The organism is Rhodococcus sp. SGAir0479 (assembly GCF_005484805.1).
Classification (GTDB): domain Bacteria; phylum Actinomycetota; class Actinomycetes; order Mycobacteriales; family Mycobacteriaceae; genus Prescottella.
The window spans coordinates 3662956-3679663 of record NZ_CP039432.1 but is presented as its reverse complement, the minus strand read 5'-3'; the positions used below and the strand labels follow the sequence as shown (position 1 = coordinate 3679663).

Below are 16708 nucleotides of genomic sequence, written 5' to 3'. Positions count from 1 at the left end.
CCGGGGGGTCACGTCTCGCGGCCGGCCTCCGCCGGCCCGAAAGCTACTCGGCAGTACTTTGGCCCCGAATACTGACATGAATTCTATTGTGAGCTAGCCTCTTCGGAGCAGCGTGTGATCCACATCTCAGGAGGAGGTCGAGTGGTCGACTGTTCGGCAGCACGTCCGCTCGCGGACGGGCGTCATCCCGACCGGATCTACCTGGGCGCCGTCGTGCGAACGATGACGGAAGTCGAAGGCGTCACGGCCTTCGCGGTCCGTGACGGACGCTTCGTCGCGGTGGGATCCGATGCGGAGATCAGGGCGCTGGCGGGCCCCGACACCACGGTGGTGGACCTCGACGGCCGGGCGGTGTTGCCCGGCTTCGTCGAAACCCATGTCCACCCGCACATGTCGGGCGCGAGCGGCATCGATGTGGATGCCGGCGTCGATGCGTGCCCGGACATCGAATCGCTCATCGCGGCACTGGCCGTTCGCGCGTCACAGTGCGCCCCCGGGGAGCCCGTGCAGGCCTCCGGATTCGACGACAGCCTCGTGGCGGACGACCGCGGACTGACCGCGGCGGATCTCGACCGGGCCGACGCCGGCCGGCCGATCGTCGTCCGGCACCTGTCCGGGCACGGTCTGTACGTCAATTCCTTCGTGCTGCAGGCGCGCGGAGTGGACCGGGACACCCCGGACCCGGAGGGCGGAGTGATCGTTCGCGACGCGGGCGGCAACCCCACCGGCGAGTTCCGGGAGATTCCGGCCATGCGGCTGGTCGTCGACCCGAGTGACTCCGTCCCGGCGGCCGCCGACCTCGACGACGCGCTGCGCCGAGCGCTCGCGCGGATGGCGTCGGTGGGGGTCACGAGCTTCCACGACATGTTCGTCACCCCCGCCATGGTGGAGTCGTACCGGCGGTTGCGAGCGGCGGGCGAGCTGCCGCTGCGCGGCAGGCTGTACATGGGGTTCGGGACGATCGACGGCTTCGGCGTCGGGAACGCCGTGCTCCCGGACCCCGACGACCACCTGGGTGTCGGTGGGGTGAAGCTCATCTCGGACGGGTCGATCCAGCTGCACACCGGTGCGCTCTCGGAGCCGTATCACGATCTCGGAGGCTGTCACTGCGGCGACATGGCGATTCCCCCCGGTGATCTCGACCGGATGGTCGCCAGTTGCCACGCGGCGGGCGTGCAGGTCGCCATCCACACCAACGGTGACCGCGCCATCGATCTCGCGCTGGACGCGATCGAGAAGGCGACGGCGTCGGCGGGCGGCCCCGACCGGGCGCCGGGTCTGCAGCACCGGCTCGAACACGTACAGACGCTGCGCGAGGACCAGATCGAGCGCATGCGCGAGCTCGGCGTCGCGGCATCGGTGTTCGTCAACCACGTCTACTACTGGGGCGACCGGCACCGGGACCGCTTCCTCGGCCCGGACCGCGGCAGCCGGATCAGCCCGCTGGCGTCGATCACGCGGGCGGATCTGCGGTTCGCCCTGCACTGCGACAGCCCCGTCACCCCGGTCGATCCGTTGTTCACCGTCCACACGGCCGTCAACCGGGTGACCCGGGGCGGCGCGGTGCTCGGCGCGGACCAGCGGATCGACGCGTTGACGGCGGTCTCCGGCTACACCTCGTCGGCCGCCCGCCTCGGCGCCGAGGAGCGCGCGAAGGGCACGATCGCGCCGGGTCTGTTCGCCGATTTCGTCGTGCTCGACGCGGACCCCGTCACGTGCGACGCCACCCACATCAAGGACATCACGGTGCTCGCCACGGTCGTCGGAGACCGAGTCGTCCACGCCGCCGATCAGTCGATCGACGCGGCGTTCGCTGGAGCTCGGGAAGGAAGGTTCGCATGAAGCGATCGTCATGGGCTCGGGTCGGAACGCTGGTGACCGCACTGGCCGCGTCGACGGTGCTGCTGGCCGGGTGCGCCGGCGGCTCCGGCTCGGCGACCGATGCGTCGGAGGTGACCACGGGGCTGGTCGGTGAGCAGCCGGACGGTGGGGAGCCGGTGTCGGGTGGCTCGTTGTCGTATGCGACGTACAACGGGGTGAGCAGCCTGGATCCGGCGGATCGGCAGGACGGTGGCGCCACGGGCGGTAGCGAGATGGCGGCGATCTACGACCTGTTGATGCGCTACGATCCCGAGACCCGGGAGTACCGCCCGCAGTTGGCGCAGTCGCTCACCGCGAACGACGACGACACCGTGTGGACGTTGCGGTTGCGCGAGGGTGCCACGTTCAGTGACGGCACGGTGGTGGACTCGGCGGCGGTGCGGTGGAGCATCGATCACTATCTGGAGAAGAAGGGCACCCACACGCAGGTGTGGAAGGCGAGTGTCGCGGACGTCGCCGCCCCGGATGCGTCGACGGTGGTGTTCACGCTGAAGCAGCCGTGGAACGAGTTCCCGATCCTGTTGACCACGGGGCCGGGCATGGTGGTGGCGCCGTCGTCGACGGCGGGTGGGAAGTTCACCCCGGTCGGTGCCGGCCCGTTCACGGTGGAGAAGTTCGCATCGCAGGACGAGTTGGTGCTGACGGCGAGCCCGACGTACTGGAACGGCAAGCCGCACCTGGACAAGCTGCGGTTCCCGGCGATCGTCAGTGAGCAGGCGAAGCTCGACGCCTTGCACACCGGCGGGATCCAGGCGGCGTATCTGCGGGGTGCCGAGGTGGTCCACAACGCCCTCGAGGCGGGAGACGTGGGCTACGTCTACACCGTGAACATGGGCGGAGTCGGCAACATCAACCAGCGCGAAGGGCGCGCGGCCTCCGACGAGCGGGTCCGCAAGGCCATCGTCGCGGCGTTCAACCCCGAGACCTTCAACCAGCGGGTCGAGGCCGGCTACGGGACGCCGGGCTCGGACATGTTCCAGGACTGGTCGCAGTGGCACGGCGACGTGGCCGGTACCGGCTACGACCCGGAGGCGGCGAAGAAGCTGCTCGCCGAGGCGAAGGCCGACGGCTACGACGGCAAGCTCACGTACGTCGGCCTCAACGATCCGGCGACACAGCAGAGTGCGCTGGCCTTCCAATCCATGCTGCAGGCAGTCGGTTTCACCGTCGACATCGTCTACACCACCAGCATCAACGATCTGGTCAAGACCATGTACGTCCAGCACGACTACGACATCGGCTACGCCGGCTTCAACATCCTCGAGGAGTCCCCGTTCGTGCGGATGTACGGCAACTTCTACAGCGAGTCGACGTCCAACGTGCTCGGCTACGAGAATCCCGAGATGGACGCGCTGCTGGGCAAGCTGCAGACCGCGCCCACCGAGGACGAGCGCCGCGCGGTGCTCGAGAACATCCAGACCGTCGTGAACGAGACCGCCCCGGTGGTCGTGGTCAACGCCGGTAAGTACTTCATCCCGTGGAGCAAGAACGCGCACGGCATCACACCCAGCGCGGACGGGATCATGCTGTTCGGAAATGCCTGGATCACTTCCGATTCCGCGTCCTAGACACAGCTCCATGACAACACACCGATTGGGACGCCCCATGAATACAGGAAGGAGGCGATGACGCGATGGCGCGAACAGTGATCGACAAGGTGATCGAACTGGTCGTGGTGCTCTTCATCGTCAGTCTCGGCACGTTCGCTCTCGTATCGTTCATCCCCGGCGATCCGTCGGTCGCGATACTCGGCGAGGGCCACGCACCCGAGGACTACGCGCGGGTGCGCGCCGAGATGGGCCTCGACGACCCCTTCCTGACGCGGTACTGGCACTGGCTCTCCGGGGCGCTGCAGGGCGACCTCGGCAATTCGATGGTCCCGCCGCAGGGGCCGGTCACCGACAGCATCAGCGCGGCGATGCCGGTCAGCCTCCAGCTGGCGGTGATGGGTCTGTTCATCGCGATCGTCGTCGCGGTGCCACTGGCCATGTACTCGGCTCGCCACCAGGGCAGCTGGATCGACCGCGCGATCGGCGCGGGCACGTTCGGCGTGCTGTCGATCCCGAGCTTCCTGTCCGGTCTGCTGCTGATCATGGTGATGGTGAACTACCTGGGATGGTTCCCGCGGTCGCAGTGGGTCCGCATGTCGGAAGGACTGGGGCAGAACCTCTACCACGCCATCCTGCCGGCGATCGCGATCAGCCTGCTGGAGATGGCGATGTTCACCCGCATCCTGCGCAGCGACCTGGTCATGACGCTCAAGGAGAACTTCATCCTCGTCGCCAAGGCGAAGGGCATGTCGAACGCGCGGCTGCTCTTCAGTGACGCCCTGCGCCCGTCGTCGTTCTCCCTGATCACCATGCTCGGCATCGTGCTGGGCTCGATGATCGGCAGCACCGTCATCGTCGAGACGCTCTTCTCGCTGCCGGGCATGGGCTCGCTCGTCGTCCGCGCGGCGCAACAGGGTGACATGCCGATGGTGCAGGGCGCGGTGCTGGTCATCGCCGTCATCTACGTGGTGGCCAACGGCGTCATCGACATCGCCTACGGATACCTCGACCCAAGGAGCCGACGAGCCCATGTCTGAGACGACAACCGACGACATCGAGATGCCGGCCATCACGGGCCGGGTGCTCGACGACGCGAACGCGGAGGAACTGGCCAACGCGTCGGATCTCGCCGAACGCCGCAACCTGTACCGCATCGGGACGATCCTCACCGTGGTGGGCGTCGTCGCGGCCGGGATCGGCCTGGCGCCGCTGCTGGTCTTCGGCGCCCGGGTCGTGATCTTCCTGGTCGGTCTGACCGCGCTGTACATGGGTGTGCGCCGCCTCGGGCTGGCGCGGTTCGGTTCGGATTTCGACCTCACCTTCATCCTGTCCTGTGTGTGGCTGGTGGCGCTCGTCGCGGCGGCGGTGCTGGCCCCGCTGCTGCCGCTGGCCGAGCACGAGGACACCACCAAGACGCTCAGCGCCAAGAGCTATGCCGAGCCGAGCCTGTTCTCGGCACATCCGCTGGGCACCAACAACTTCGGCCTCGACATGCTGGCCCGCTCGATCTACGGTGCCCGCTCGTCGCTCATCGTCGCGGTGGCCGCGGTGCTGATCGGCATGATCGTCGGCGGTGCGATCGGTATCGTGGCCGGTTACTTCGGCGGCAAGGTCGACCGCGTCATCGGCGTACTGACCAACTCGCTGCTCGCGGTCCCCGCGCTGATCCTGCTGATCGCGCTCGCGTCGGTGCTCGAGCCGAACCTGCGCAACATCTCACTCGCGCTGGCGATCCTGGCGATTCCCAGCATGGTGCGCATCGCGAGAGCGAACACACTCGTGTTCTCCCAACGCGAGTTCGTCCTCGCCGCCAGGGCCATGGGCGCGACGAAGCTGCGGGTGATGGTCCGGGAGATCGCGCCCAACGTCGCGCTGCCGCTGGCCTCGCTCGGCATGGTGATGATCTCCGTGATGATCGTCGCCGAGGCGTCGCTGAGCTTCCTCGGACTCGGCATCCAACCGCCGTCGCCGACGTGGGGCAACATGATCTCCGAAGGCCAGGGCAACGTCTTCGAGCAGCATCCGTACATCGTGCTGGTGCCCGGCCTGTTCCTGTTCCTGACGGTGTTCTCGTTCAACATGGTCGGCGAGAAGGCCCAGAAGAAGACCGGTGGTACCCGGGAGGTGAAACTGTGAGCAGCAACGAACCGATCCTGACGGTGGACACTGTGTCCACCAGGTTCCGCACCAAGCGGGGGCAACTCCGCGCCGTCGAGCAGGTCTCGCTCGAGCTCGACGCCGGTGAGACCCTCGGCCTGGTCGGCGAGTCCGGCTCCGGCAAATCCGTTCTGGGGCAGACCATCATGGGGCTCGTGTCGAACGGTGGCGGCACCACCGTCACCGGCAAGGTGCAGTTCATGGGCCGGGACATGCAGGCGCTCACGCGCAAGGAGCAGCAGCAGCTGTGGGGCAACGACATCGCGATGGTGTTCCAGGATCCGATGTCGGCGCTCAACCCGTTCAAACGGATCGGTACCCACATCACCGAGTCCCTGCGTGCGCATCTCGGCATGGACAAGGCCCAGGCCCGCGAGCGCGCGATCGAGCTGCTGCGCAAGGTGCGCATCCCCGAGCCCACCCGGCGCATCGACCAGTACCCGCACGAGCTGTCGGGTGGTATGCGTCAGCGCGTGGTCATCGCGATGGCCCTCGCGTGCGACCCGAAACTGACGATCGCCGACGAGCCGACCACTGCGCTGGACGTCACGGTCCAGAAGCAGATCCTCGAGCTGCTCGATTCGCTGCGCACCGAGCTGGGCATGGCCGGCATCCTGGTCAGCCACGACCTCGGTGTCGTTGCCGGCCAGACGGACCGGGTCGCGGTGATGTACGCGGGTCGGATCGTCGAGACGGCACCCACGCGGCAGCTGTTCGCCAATCCGCGGCATCCGTACACCGAGGCCCTGCTGGCGGCGGTGCCCCGGCTCGAGCAGGAACCGCACACCCGCCTCGAGTCCATCGACGGCGGCCTGCCCGACATGACCAAGCCGCCCACGGGATGCGCCTTCGCGTCCCGGTGCAAGTACGCGCAGCAGACGTGTCTCGAGGTGGTGCCGGTCCTGACCGCCGCCCCCGACACCGTCGGCGCCCGTCACCCGCACGAAGTGGCCTGCCACTTCCCGCTGGACGGCGCCGGCGTGACCGACCTCGGCGTGCCGGGGACCGTCGGTGCCAACGATCGTGAGCTCGAAGTGGAGACCATCTGATGGCCGGTAGTGGAGTTGCGCACCTGCGCAAGGACGACAATCCTGTGCTCGCGGTCGAGAACCTGGTGGTGGAGTTCCCCACCGGCCGTGGGCAGACGGTGCACGCCGTCTCGAACATCAGCTTCGATCTGCTCCCGGGCGAGACGCTCGGCATCGTCGGCGAATCGGGCTGCGGCAAGTCCACCGCGGGCCGCGCCGTCCTGCAGTTGCCGGCGCCGAAGTCCGGCAGCGTCGAGATCGACGGCATCGAACTGACGACGCTGAGCCCGTCGGCGCTGCGCAAGATCCGGGCACAGATGCAGATGATCATGCAGGACCCGATCTCGTCGCTGAACCCGCGCCGCAAGGTCAAGCATCTGGTGACCGAGGGCCCCCGCATGTGGGGCCAGCGCAACAAGGAACGGCTCGATCAGCTCGGCCGGGACCTGCTGCAGGCCGTGGGGCTGGATCCGGACATGGTGTGGGAACGGCTGCCGGGCGAGTTGTCGGGCGGCCAGTGCCAGCGCGTGTGCATCGCCCGCGCGATGATGCTCAAGCCCAAGGTCCTCATCTGCGACGAGCCGGTGTCCAGCCTGGACGTCTCGGTGCAGGCCCAGATCCTCAACCTGCTCGAGAAGACCAAGACCGAGTTCGAGCTCACGATGATCTTCATCGCCCACAACATGGCGGTGGTGAAGAACATCAGTGACCGGGTGATGGTGATGTACCTGGGCAAGGTGTGCGAGATCGCGCCGAGCCGCGAGATGGAACATCGTGCCCTGCATCCGTACTCGCGGCTGCTGCTGGCGTCCATCCCGGACCCGGACGTCCTGCGCGGCGAATCCGACACCACCCCGCAGATCGAGGGCGACCTGCCGTCGCCGCTCGATCCGCCGTCCGGGTGTCGGTTCCGCACACGGTGCCCCCTGGCGACGGAGCGCTGCGCGGCGGAGGAACCGCTGCTGCGCGAGGTCGCCGACGGCCACTACGTGGCCTGCCACAACGTCTGACACACATTCCACCTCTCGCGTTTTGCGCACTTGTCGCGAGAAATCGGGGTCTCGAAGAGCGATAAGTGCGCACAACGCGGAAGTGGAGGAGCAGGTATGTCAGGCAAGTCGGTGGAGAGCGTGTTCGACGGTCAGGACATGACCGGACTGGCGGCGTCGATCCGTGACGGTGAGGTCTCCGCCCGGGAAGTGGTGGAGTTCGCCCTCGGCCGGCTCGCCGAACGCAACCCCGCGATCAACGCGGTGGTGAGCGAGCGCGCCGAGCAGGCCCTTGCCGAGGTGGACGCCGGACTGCCCGACGGGCCCCTGCGCGGCGTCCCGTTCCTGATCAAGGATCTGCACGCCGACGTCGCCGGGCTGCCCACGTCCAACGGCTCGCGGCTGTTCGCCGACCGGGTCGCCGAGCAGGACACCGAACTGGTGGCGCGCTACCGCCGGGCGGGCCTGGTGATCATCGGCAAGACCAACACCCCGGAGTTCGGGCAGAACGCGAGCACCGAACCGGTGCTGTTCGGTCCCACCCGCAACCCGCGCCGTCTCACGCACGGCGTCGGCGGGTCGTCCGGTGGCTCGGCCGCCGCCGTCGCCGCCGGTATCGCACCGGCCGCCCATGCCAGCGACGGCGGTGGGTCCATCCGAATTCCCGCGTCCGCCAACGGGCTCGTCGGCCTCAAGCCGTCCCGCGGACGGATGCCGTCCGGTTCACCGCTCGCCGGTCCGATGTCGGTGGAGCACGCCGTGACCCGCAGTGTGCGCGACACCGCGCTGCTCCTCGACCTCACCGCCGGTCCGGCGGTGGGGGCCCCGTTCGGCATCGCCCCGCCGGCCCGCCCGTACGTCGACGAGGTGGGTGCGGACCCGGGCACGCTGCGGATCGGCATCACCACGACGATGCCGGGTGGCGAGCCCGTGCACCCGGACTGCGCCGCGGTCGCGTCCGAGGTGGGGGTTCTGCTCGAGAAGCTGGGACACCACGTCGAGACGGCGGCCCCGGTCTTCCACCCGGAGGCGCTGGGGGCAGCGATGCAGTACCTGATGTCGGCGCCCATGGCCGTCGAGATCGATCACCGGCTGGCCGAGCTCGGTCGTGAACTGGCCGACGACGACCTCGAGACGATGGCGCGCGTGCAGTACGAGCGGTGCAAGAGCGCCTCGGTGACCGATCTGTCGGCCGCCTACTCGGCGCTCGAGCTCACCGCGCGGGAGATCGGCCGGTACTTCACCGAGTACGACCTGCTGCTCACGCCCACACTCGGTGCGCCGACGCCGGAGCTCGGTCTGCTCGACGCGATGAACCTCGAGGCGATGTGGCAGCACGCCGGCACGTACGGCGCGCTGACGTCCCCGTTCAACAGCGGCGGGCAGCCGGCCATCTCGCTTCCGTTGGGCAAGGATTCGATCGGTCTGCCGCTGGGCGCCCAGCTGGTCGCCGCACACGGGCGCGAGGATCTGCTGATCCGGATCGCCTCGCAGCTCGAGGCCGCGTACCCGTGGAGCACCGCCGCCGCGTGGCCCGCGGTCGCGGGCTGAGCCACCGGATCAACGCTCGGGAGGCTGGACGGCGGGCGCGGTGACGTCGCAGTGCGGTCTGCACGCGACCCACTCGCCCGCCGTCTCCTCGGCGGGTGCCTCGGGTGCGGCCTTCCGGGGAATCATCACCGCGGAGAGCGCCGCGCCGATCACGAGCAGGCCGGTGCAGATGAGCATCGCGACCCGGAATCCGGCCGCGAAGGCGTCCGGATCGGCGAGGGCGTCCGCGCCGATCCCCGCCAGCCCGGGCAGCGCGGCGACCGCGAGCAGTTGGCTGGTGCGGGCGACCGCGTTGTTCACACCGGACGCGATGCCGGCCTGATCCGACGACACCGAGCCGAGGACGGCCGCGGTGAGCGGGGCGACGAGCGCCGACAACCCCAGCCCGAACACGAGGACCGCGGGGAGGACCTGCGTCGGATACGACGCTCCGGGACCGATCCGCAGCATCAGCAGCAGGCCCCCGGCGCCGAGCAGCGGACCGACCGTCATGGGAATGCGGGGCCCGTGCACCTGCGCCCAACGCCCGGCCCGCGACGACAGCAGCAACATCAGAATCGTGATCGGCAGCGACGCGAGCCCCGCGGCCAACGGCGAATAACCCGACACGATCTGCAGCTGCAACAGCAGCAGGAAGAAGACACCACCGAGCGCCGCGTACACCGCGAGGGTCACCAGGTTGGCGGCCACGAACACGCGGGACGCGAACAGCGAGCCCGGGACCAGCGCGTACCGGGACCGCCGCTCGACCACGCCGAACGCCACCATGAGAACGACCCCGGCGATCACCGCCCACGCGGTCGTCTCGATCAGCCCGTACGTGAGCGGACCCAACGCGAGGGCGGCGAGGACGGCTCCGGCGACGTCGAGGCGCTCCGGCGGGTGCGGGTCCCGGGTCTCGGGCACGTGCCGCGCCGACACCCACACCACCGCGACCGCCAACGGCAGGTTGATCAGGAACACCGACCGCCAGCCCGCGACCTCGACGAGCCACCCGCCCAGGAGCGGTCCCACCGCCGCGGCCACCCCGCCGAGCCCGGACCACAGGCCGATCGCCGCGCCCTGGTCGTCGTCGTCGAACGAGGCCGAGATGATCGCCAGGCTGCCCGGGGTCAGCAGCGCCGCGCCGATACCCTGCAGCAGGCGCGCGGCGACCAGCACGGAGACGTCGGGCGCGAGCGCGCACAGGGCCGACGCGACCGCGAACCACACCGTGCCCCAGACGAAGACGCGGCGGCGGCCCACCCGGTCGCCCAGCGCGCCACCCAGCAGGATCAGGGCGGCCAGCGTGAGGGTGTAGCCGCTGAGCACCCACTGCAGGCCCGAGACCTCGGCACCGAGGTCCGTGCCGATCCGGGGCAGCGCGACGTTGACCACGGTGCCGTCGAGCATCGCGAGGGACGAACCGAGCACGGTCGCGGACACCACCCAGCGGCCCCGTGAGGATTTCAGGTGCAGCGCCGGAGCCGTCATGTCTTCGATGGTCCGCGCCCGGGGTCGGCGGCGGAAGCGAAATCGTGAGGAGACAGTAAGAGTCGCGCGGCGCGCGCCCAGATCGGGCGCCTCCGTCCACCGGGGCCTCTACCGTTGCGCATCCGGCAGTGAACTCGGGCGAGGGGAGTGGCATGTACGCGAGGGGGGAACGACGTCTGCGGGCCGGTGCGGTCGCGGTCGTGTGCGGTGCGGTGCTGGTGACGGCAGCCTGTTCCGGCGGGACGGACGACCCCGACCCGCCCCCGCCGGTGCCCCCGACGACCGTGAGTCCACCGACGATCCCGGCGCCGACGGCGGCCGAACTGAATGCCGATCTGGCGCGGGCCTTCGACGAGACCGTCCCCGCCGCCGAGAAGGTCGTGCTGGTCCAGGGCGCGCAGAACGACCCGCAGCTCGTCGATCAGGTGGTGGCGGCGGCCCAGGCCAACAAGGTCTCCGCGCAGGTCACCGAGGTGACCGACCTGGGCGACGGCACAGTTGCGGCCAACACCGTCGTGACGCTCGACGGTCAGCCCGGACCCGAGAGCATCTTCACCTTCGTCGCCGAGGACGGCGTGTGGAAACTGACGCAGGACAACGCGTGCAACATCGTCGCGCTGGCGGGTCTGCACTCGCCCGCGTGCGCGTGAGGTCTCGCCGCGCCGCCGGCGGCGCCCGCGGCGATGATAGGGCGATGACGAGAACCTCGATCCTCGGCCGCGCCGTCGCGGTGGCGGCGGCCGGGTGCCTGTGCGCGCTGGCCGCGTGCTCGGGCGCCGCCGAGAACGCACCGGACGCGACGACGACACCGTCGCCGCCGGCGGCCGCGTCGGGGCCGGCGTCGTCGCCCCCGCCGGCGTCGTCGAGTGCCACGGTGCCCGCCGCCGCCGCGGCCGGCTACACCGCCACCACCGTGCGAGTCGTCGGCGACAACGGCCGCGCGCGGTACGACGTGACGGTGCCGCAGGTCGAGGGCGGTGACCCCGCGGTCGCCGCGGAATTCGACGAGTCGATGCGCGCCGCGCTGCAGGACCAGATCGACGGTTGGCAGGAGAGCCGCTTCACGCTCAGCTCGACGGATCGGTCCGCCGTGGTGCACATCGGTTCCCGCGTCCTCTCGGGACTGCTCGTCACGTCGTGGAACGCCGATCCGCCGGGCGCGCACCCCACCCCGCTGGTCGCCACCGTGGTGATCGGCGACGATGCCCAGCCGATCACCCTCGACCGACTCTTCCCGGACCTGCAGGCCGGCCTCGTGCGACTGTCGGAGGAATCCGCGCGCCTGCTGCCGGCCACGGCTGCCGGCCCCGAGTTCCAGCGGGACGGCATCGAGCCGACCCGGGACAACTTCGCGAACTGGGTGGCCACGCCGGCCGGGATGGAGATCCACTTCGACGATTACCAGGTGGGCCCGCACGCGATCGGCCTGATCGTCGTCACCGTCCCGTGGGATCGCCTCGCCGACGTCGTGGCACCGGAACTCCTCGGCGTCGTGTCGAGCTGATCGAGCCGGCCGATCGTGTCCACCTACGATCTGGGAATCGGTGCTGTGCGGAGGTGGCAATGATCAAGGTGAACCAGGTGGTCTCTCGTCTCGAGGCGGAGAAGCTGCGCGGGGTGGACATCGTGGACATCGTGGGCATCGGTCTGGGCGACCCCGCGGCGACCGACAGACGCGTCGTCGACGCCGCGACGTTCACCGACCTGCAGGAGACGGTGGAACGGCCGACGTCGTTGTACGTCGACGCCTCGGCGGGGTACACGCCGGACGAGGTCGTCGACGCCGTCGAGTCGTTGCGGCCCGCCTACTTCGAGTTCACTGCGGTCGACGCCCCCAAGGAGGCGGCGGTCGACGAACAACTGGAGCTGCTGTCGCGCCTTGCGGTGCCGAAGATCGCCAACGGCCTGTTCGTACTGAAGGACGACGTGCACCTGCTGGACGAACGGAAGCACCTGGATCGGCTCGTCGGCGCCGGCGTCGAGTACTTCCAGGTGGAGTTGCAGTCGCTGGTCGATCCCGGATTCCGCATCTCGCGGTCGGACGTGGAGCGGCTCACCGCGCTGTTCGCGGAGTATCCGTGCATCGTCTGCGACACGAGCGCGGCCGCGCCGCTGCCCACGATCGGTCAGGCCGGCGTCTACTTCAACCTGGGAAACGGGCGCGTTCCCAACTACGACTACTCGGACAGGCAGTTTCCACTGTCGGCGGTGGTCCGGACGCTGCGCTCGCTGCGGGTCGACTGACCCGATTCGACGGCAGCTGTTCGTCTCTTCGACACCGGATCGTTCCGGAACCGTTGCCGGGTCACGTGAATATTACTCACGGAGATTCGAGCAGGTCGGAAGTGAAATCGTCTGTCTCCCAGAATCTCTGCGCGGAGTTCTTGCGTACCGTCGTGAGCGCCGTGCAGCACATCGGACGTGCAACCGTACGTACACCATCACTGTGAGGAGTTTTCGACATGGGTTCTTCCGACGCTGATCTCGCCCTGATCAAGCAGATCCAGCCGGTCGTCAGCGGCATCGGCACCGTCATCGGTGGTTTCGGCGCCATTCTGAGCCTGGTGGGCGCGCTCGCCGCCTTCAGCTGAGCTGCGTCCGCGAACGCACGACAGCCCCGTCGCCGGTCGGCGACGGGGCTGCTGCGTGTGGAACTACTTGTAGCTGTAGAAGCCCTGGCCGGTCTTGCGGCCGAGGTGCCCGGCGTCCACCTTGCGGCGGAGCAGTGCCGGGGGTGCGTAGTTGGGCTGTGCGAACTCCGCGTACAGCGACTCGGCTGCCGCCAGTGCGACGTCGAGGCCCACGGTGTCGAGCAGCGTCAACGGGCCCATCGGGTAGCCGCAGCCACCCTTCATGGCCTCGTCGATGTCCTCGGCCGACGCGTAGCCCGACTCGAGCATCCGCACCGCGTCGCACAGGTACGGGATCAGCAGCGCGTTGACGATGAATCCGGCACGGTCGCCCGCCCGAACGGCCTTCTTGCCCAGCGTGTTGCGGGCGAACTCCGTCACCGCGTCCACCGTCTCCTCGGACGTGACCAGGCTGACCACGATCTCCACGAGCGGCATCACCGGCACGGGATTGAAGAAGTGCACACCGACTACCTGCGACGGACGCTCGGTCGCGTTGGCGATCTTGATGACCGGGATCGACGAGGTGTTGGTGGCGAGGATGCCGGACGGCTTGACGATCTTGTCGAGCTTGCCGAAGATCTCGAACTTCAGCGCTTCGATCTCCGGCGCGGCCTCGATCACGAGGTCCCGGTCGGCGAACTCCTCGATGTCGAGCGTGACCCGGACCCGGGCGATGGCGGCGTCCGCCTCCTCCTGGGAGATCTTCCCCCGGGAGACACCCTTGCCGATCGAGTTCGCGATACGAGCCTGGGCGGCGTCGGCGAACTCCTGCTTGGTCTCGAGGACCAGCACATCGCTGCCGGCCTTGGCACACACCTCGGCGATGCCGGCACCCATCGTGCCACCACCGATCACACCCACTAGCTCCACAGTCGAATCTCCACTGTCGTCTCTTCACGGTGTCGCCGGGACACCGTGCTGTCGAAGGTCATTCTGCTACCCGGGGCCGCTCGCACGTCACCCCGGCGTCGGATTACGACGTCGGGGTGACGAGTACCGCGAACGGGTCGAAACCGGTCAACTGCCGAGGCTGCCTCCACCGAGACCGCCCGGAAAGCCACCGCCTCCGTTGCCCTGGCCGCCCATGAGGCCCATCAACTGGCCCAGGACGCTCACCAGATTCCCGAGAATGTCGGTCGAACCCATGTGCACTCAACTCCTCCTGCGTCGGTCACGGCACCGGCCCCCGACCGTGCTGCCCGAAGAGCAGTGTCCGGTTCGAACCGTGCTGTCACCTACCGCGGCACCGCGCGGTACCGCACCCCCATTGAACGCGCGTTCGCGCGCACGGAGGAACCCGTCGCAGCGGAAATGTGCGTCACTTGAGCAGTGCGCGTGACATCACGAGTCGCTGAATCTGGTTGGTGCCCTCGTAGATCTGCGTGATCTTGGCGTCGCGCATCATGCGCTCGACCGGGAAGTCGGTGGTGTAGCCGGCGCCGCCGAACAGCTGCACGGCATTGGTGGTGACCTCCATCGCGACGTCCGAGGCCAGACACTTGGCGGCGGCGGAGATGAAACCGAGGTTCTTCTCACCGCGCTCGGCGCGGGCCGCGGCGGTATACACCATGAGCCGGGCCGACTCGATCTTCATGGCCATGTCGGCCAGCATGAACTGCGTGTTCTGGAAGTCGGCGATCGCCTTGCCGAACTGCTTGCGATCCTTGGTGTACGCGACGGCCGCGTCGAACGCGCCCTGCGCGAGCCCGAGGGCCTGCGCGCCGATCGTGGGACGCGTGTGGTCGAGCGTCTCGAGCGCGGTCTTGAAGCCCGTACCCGGCTCGCCGATGATGCGGTCACCCGGAATGCGGCAGTTCTCGAAGTACAACTCGGCGGTGGGCGAGCCCTTGATGCCGAGCTTGTGCTCGAGCGGACCGACGACGAAGCCCTCGTCGTCCTTGTGGACCATGAACGCGGAGATGCCGTTGGCGCCCTTGTCGGGATCGGTCACCGCCATCACGGTGTACCAGGTGGACCGGCCACCGTTGGTGATCCAGCACTTGGAGCCGTTGAGGATCCAGTCGTCGCCGTCCGCCTTGGCGCGGGTGCGCATGCTCGCGGCGTCGGACCCGGCCTCACGCTCGGACAGCGCGTACGACGCCATCGCACCCTCGGCGATCTGGGGCAGCACCTGCTTCTTGAGCTCGTCGGAGCCCTTGAGGATCAGGCCCATGGTGCCGAGCTTGTTGACGGCGGGGATGAGGGACGACGAGCCGCACACGCGGGCGACTTCCTCGATCACGATGCACGCGGCGACCGAGTCGGCACCCTGGCCGTCGTACGCCTCGGGGACGTGGATGGCGTTGAAACCGGAGTTGACCAGCGCGGTGAGCGCTTCCTCGGGGAAGCGGGCGTTCTCGTCGACCTCCTTGGCGTAGGGCGCGATCTCCTTCTCGGAGAGAGCGCGGATCGCTGCCCGCAGCTCGTCGTGCTCCTCGTTCAGCTGGAAGAGAGGGAAGTCGGGATTGCCGGCCATGGGGACGCTCCTCGGGTGTGCGGGACGGTCGGTGTCGCTGGCGTTCTGCCGCTGCCGAGTGTCTGGGCACTCAGTGCCACGGCGGTTCGTCGTACTGTGGCGTACTCGTCGGCTTGTTTGCGCCGATTGTGCACGGTGGTCCACTAATGCTTCCAGTGAAGCATGGCACTAAGTGCCAGTCAAGGCTCGCGGACGTCCGGCGACTCCAGCTGCCGCCGCACCCGCCGGGCGACCTCGTCGGGGGCCATTCCGGCCGGGTACGTGACCACGGTCACCGACGTGTCGGCGCCGCGATCCGGGCGGGCGGCCGGCTCGTCGTCGGTCGCCACCCCGAACTTGCGACGGATCTCGACCAGGGTGCGCTGCAGCTTCGCGGCGGTGGCGCTCTCGTCGCCGCGGATCATCGCGCGCAGCAGATAGTTGTGGCACGCCGTCACGGTCGCAGCGAACCCCACGACGTCCAGCGGCTCCGCGGTGGGCACGGCCCGACGCAGATAGTCCGTGAACAGTCGCTCGTAGCGGTAACCGGTGACGAGCTCGCGGTCCCGCAGCGCCGGTACCCGCTGCACCACCTGGTAGCGCCGTACCGACAGTTCCCGATTCTCGCGGAACCGGCCGAACACCAGGTGCGCCGCCTCGCACACCGCGCCCCACGGATCGTCGGTGTCCCCGGCGAGGTACTCCGACGCCTGCTCGAGCAGCGACTCGTGGTCGGCGAAGATCACGTCCTCCTTCGACCGGAACTGCCGGAAGAACGTGCGGCGCGAGACGCCCGCCGCCGCCGCGATCTGGTCGACGGTCGTCGCTTCGTATCCGTGCCGGGCGAACAGCCGGATGGCCTGGGTCGCCACGTGGACCCGGAAATCGTCGGTTTCGCCGTTGTTGTCGGCCTCGCCGCGCTCACTCATGCGTGCCAGTATCCACGCCGCGTCGCGGTGGCCGGATCGTCCACGCGGCGGCTGCCCCGCCT

16 protein-coding genes are annotated in these 16708 nt (G+C 68.9%); 11 read left to right on the top strand and 5 right to left on the bottom strand.

What is annotated here, in order from left to right; all coding sequences use genetic code 11:
- The first annotated feature begins 141 nt into the window (after window positions 1–141).
- From E7742_RS16975 to E7742_RS16945, 7 genes are all read left to right on the top strand, one after another.
- On the top strand, window positions 142–1842 hold the full coding sequence (locus E7742_RS16975; RefSeq protein WP_254699047.1) for an amidohydrolase: 1701 nt from the start codon (window positions 142–144) through the stop codon (window positions 1840–1842).
- Window positions 1839–3449, top strand: coding sequence for an ABC transporter substrate-binding protein (locus tag E7742_RS16970; RefSeq protein ID WP_137800005.1), 1611 nt, complete (start codon window positions 1839–1841; stop codon window positions 3447–3449). The genes E7742_RS16975 and E7742_RS16970 overlap by 4 nt, the downstream gene beginning before the upstream one ends.
- 65 nt (window positions 3450–3514) lie before the next feature.
- Entirely contained in the window at window positions 3515–4468 is a 954-nt protein-coding gene (locus E7742_RS16965) for an ABC transporter permease (protein WP_137800004.1), read from the top strand.
- Window positions 4461–5567: an ABC transporter permease gene (locus tag E7742_RS16960; protein WP_137800003.1), complete on the top strand. Its 1107-nt coding sequence runs from the start codon at window positions 4461–4463 to the stop codon at window positions 5565–5567. The genes E7742_RS16965 and E7742_RS16960 overlap by 8 nt, the downstream gene beginning before the upstream one ends.
- On the top strand, window positions 5564–6637 hold the full coding sequence (locus E7742_RS16955) for an ABC transporter ATP-binding protein (protein ID WP_137800002.1): 1074 nt from the start codon (window positions 5564–5566) through the stop codon (window positions 6635–6637). The genes E7742_RS16960 and E7742_RS16955 overlap by 4 nt, the downstream gene beginning before the upstream one ends.
- Window positions 6637–7626, top strand: a complete 990-nt coding sequence (locus E7742_RS16950; RefSeq protein WP_137800001.1) for an ABC transporter ATP-binding protein — start codon at window positions 6637–6639, stop codon at window positions 7624–7626. The genes E7742_RS16955 and E7742_RS16950 overlap by 1 nt, the downstream gene beginning before the upstream one ends.
- A gap of 96 nt (window positions 7627–7722) precedes the next feature.
- A complete protein-coding gene (locus tag E7742_RS16945; protein WP_175420514.1) occupies window positions 7723–9156 on the top strand; it encodes an amidase in 1434 nt (477 codons plus the stop codon).
- 9 nt (window positions 9157–9165) lie between these two features.
- Here E7742_RS16945 and E7742_RS16940 read toward each other — a convergent pair whose 3' ends face one another.
- Window positions 9166–10629 (bottom strand): MFS transporter, encoded by a 1464-nt coding sequence (locus E7742_RS16940; RefSeq protein ID WP_137800000.1) that lies wholly within the window; start codon window positions 10627–10629, stop codon window positions 9166–9168.
- 152 nt (window positions 10630–10781) lie between these two features.
- On the opposite strand from E7742_RS16940, the gene E7742_RS16935 reads away from it, so the two are divergent.
- The 4 genes from E7742_RS16935 (at window position 10782) to E7742_RS23665 (ending at window position 13220) form a co-directional block, all read left to right on the top strand.
- Complete coding sequence (locus E7742_RS16935; protein ID WP_137799999.1) at window positions 10782–11279, top strand: hypothetical protein; 498 nt, start codon at window positions 10782–10784, stop codon at window positions 11277–11279.
- A 44-nt stretch (window positions 11280–11323) separates the two neighbouring features.
- Window positions 11324–12133, top strand: coding sequence for an RsiV family protein (locus E7742_RS16930; RefSeq protein WP_137799998.1), 810 nt, complete (start codon window positions 11324–11326; stop codon window positions 12131–12133).
- Window positions 12134–12192: 59 nt separating this feature from the next.
- Entirely contained in the window at window positions 12193–12873 is a 681-nt protein-coding gene (locus E7742_RS16925; protein ID WP_137799997.1) for a hypothetical protein, read from the top strand.
- 218 nt (window positions 12874–13091) lie between these two features.
- Complete coding sequence (locus E7742_RS23665; protein WP_302660024.1) at window positions 13092–13220, top strand: hypothetical protein; 129 nt, start codon at window positions 13092–13094, stop codon at window positions 13218–13220.
- Window positions 13221–13283: 63 nt separating this feature from the next.
- Here the strand turns inward: E7742_RS23665 and E7742_RS16920 are convergent, their stop codons facing one another.
- The 4 genes from E7742_RS16920 to E7742_RS16910 all read right to left on the bottom strand — a co-directional run bounded on the left by E7742_RS16920 (window position 13284) and on the right by E7742_RS16910 (window position 16646).
- Window positions 13284–14132, bottom strand: a complete 849-nt coding sequence (locus E7742_RS16920; RefSeq protein WP_137799996.1) for a 3-hydroxybutyryl-CoA dehydrogenase — start codon at window positions 14130–14132, stop codon at window positions 13284–13286.
- Between the two features lie 147 nt (window positions 14133–14279).
- Window positions 14280–14408, bottom strand: a complete 129-nt coding sequence (locus E7742_RS23660) for a hypothetical protein (protein WP_302660023.1) — start codon at window positions 14406–14408, stop codon at window positions 14280–14282.
- Between the two features lie 172 nt (window positions 14409–14580).
- Window positions 14581–15738, bottom strand: a complete 1158-nt coding sequence (locus E7742_RS16915) for an acyl-CoA dehydrogenase (RefSeq protein WP_137799995.1) — start codon at window positions 15736–15738, stop codon at window positions 14581–14583.
- A gap of 179 nt (window positions 15739–15917) precedes the next feature.
- A complete protein-coding gene (locus E7742_RS16910; protein ID WP_254699046.1) occupies window positions 15918–16646 on the bottom strand; it encodes a TetR family transcriptional regulator in 729 nt (242 codons plus the stop codon).
- Window positions 16647–16708: the final 62 nt, after the last annotated feature.

Coding starts and splice junctions, on each gene's coding strand:
- E7742_RS16970 (WP_137800005.1), top strand. CDS start 1,839: ATGAAGCGATCGTCATGGGCTCGGGTCGGAACGCTGGTGACCGCACTG.
- E7742_RS16915 (WP_137799995.1), bottom strand. CDS start 15,738: ATGGCCGGCAATCCCGACTTCCCTCTCTTCCAGCTGAACGAGGAGCAC.
- E7742_RS16945 (WP_175420514.1), top strand. CDS start 7,723: ATGTCAGGCAAGTCGGTGGAGAGCGTGTTCGACGGTCAGGACATGACC.
- E7742_RS16960 (WP_137800003.1), top strand. CDS start 4,461: ATGTCTGAGACGACAACCGACGACATCGAGATGCCGGCCATCACGGGC.
- E7742_RS16910 (WP_254699046.1), bottom strand. CDS start 16,646: ATGAGTGAGCGCGGCGAGGCCGACAACAACGGCGAAACCGACGATTTC.
- E7742_RS16965 (WP_137800004.1), top strand. CDS start 3,515: ATGGCGCGAACAGTGATCGACAAGGTGATCGAACTGGTCGTGGTGCTC.
- E7742_RS16930 (WP_137799998.1), top strand. CDS start 11,324: ATGACGAGAACCTCGATCCTCGGCCGCGCCGTCGCGGTGGCGGCGGCC.
- E7742_RS16935 (WP_137799999.1), top strand. CDS start 10,782: ATGTACGCGAGGGGGGAACGACGTCTGCGGGCCGGTGCGGTCGCGGTC.
- E7742_RS23660 (WP_302660023.1), bottom strand. CDS start 14,408: ATGGGTTCGACCGACATTCTCGGGAATCTGGTGAGCGTCCTGGGCCAG.
- E7742_RS23665 (WP_302660024.1), top strand. CDS start 13,092: ATGGGTTCTTCCGACGCTGATCTCGCCCTGATCAAGCAGATCCAGCCG.
- E7742_RS16925 (WP_137799997.1), top strand. CDS start 12,193: ATGATCAAGGTGAACCAGGTGGTCTCTCGTCTCGAGGCGGAGAAGCTG.
- E7742_RS16940 (WP_137800000.1), bottom strand. CDS start 10,629: ATGACGGCTCCGGCGCTGCACCTGAAATCCTCACGGGGCCGCTGGGTG.
- E7742_RS16950 (WP_137800001.1), top strand. CDS start 6,637: ATGGCCGGTAGTGGAGTTGCGCACCTGCGCAAGGACGACAATCCTGTG.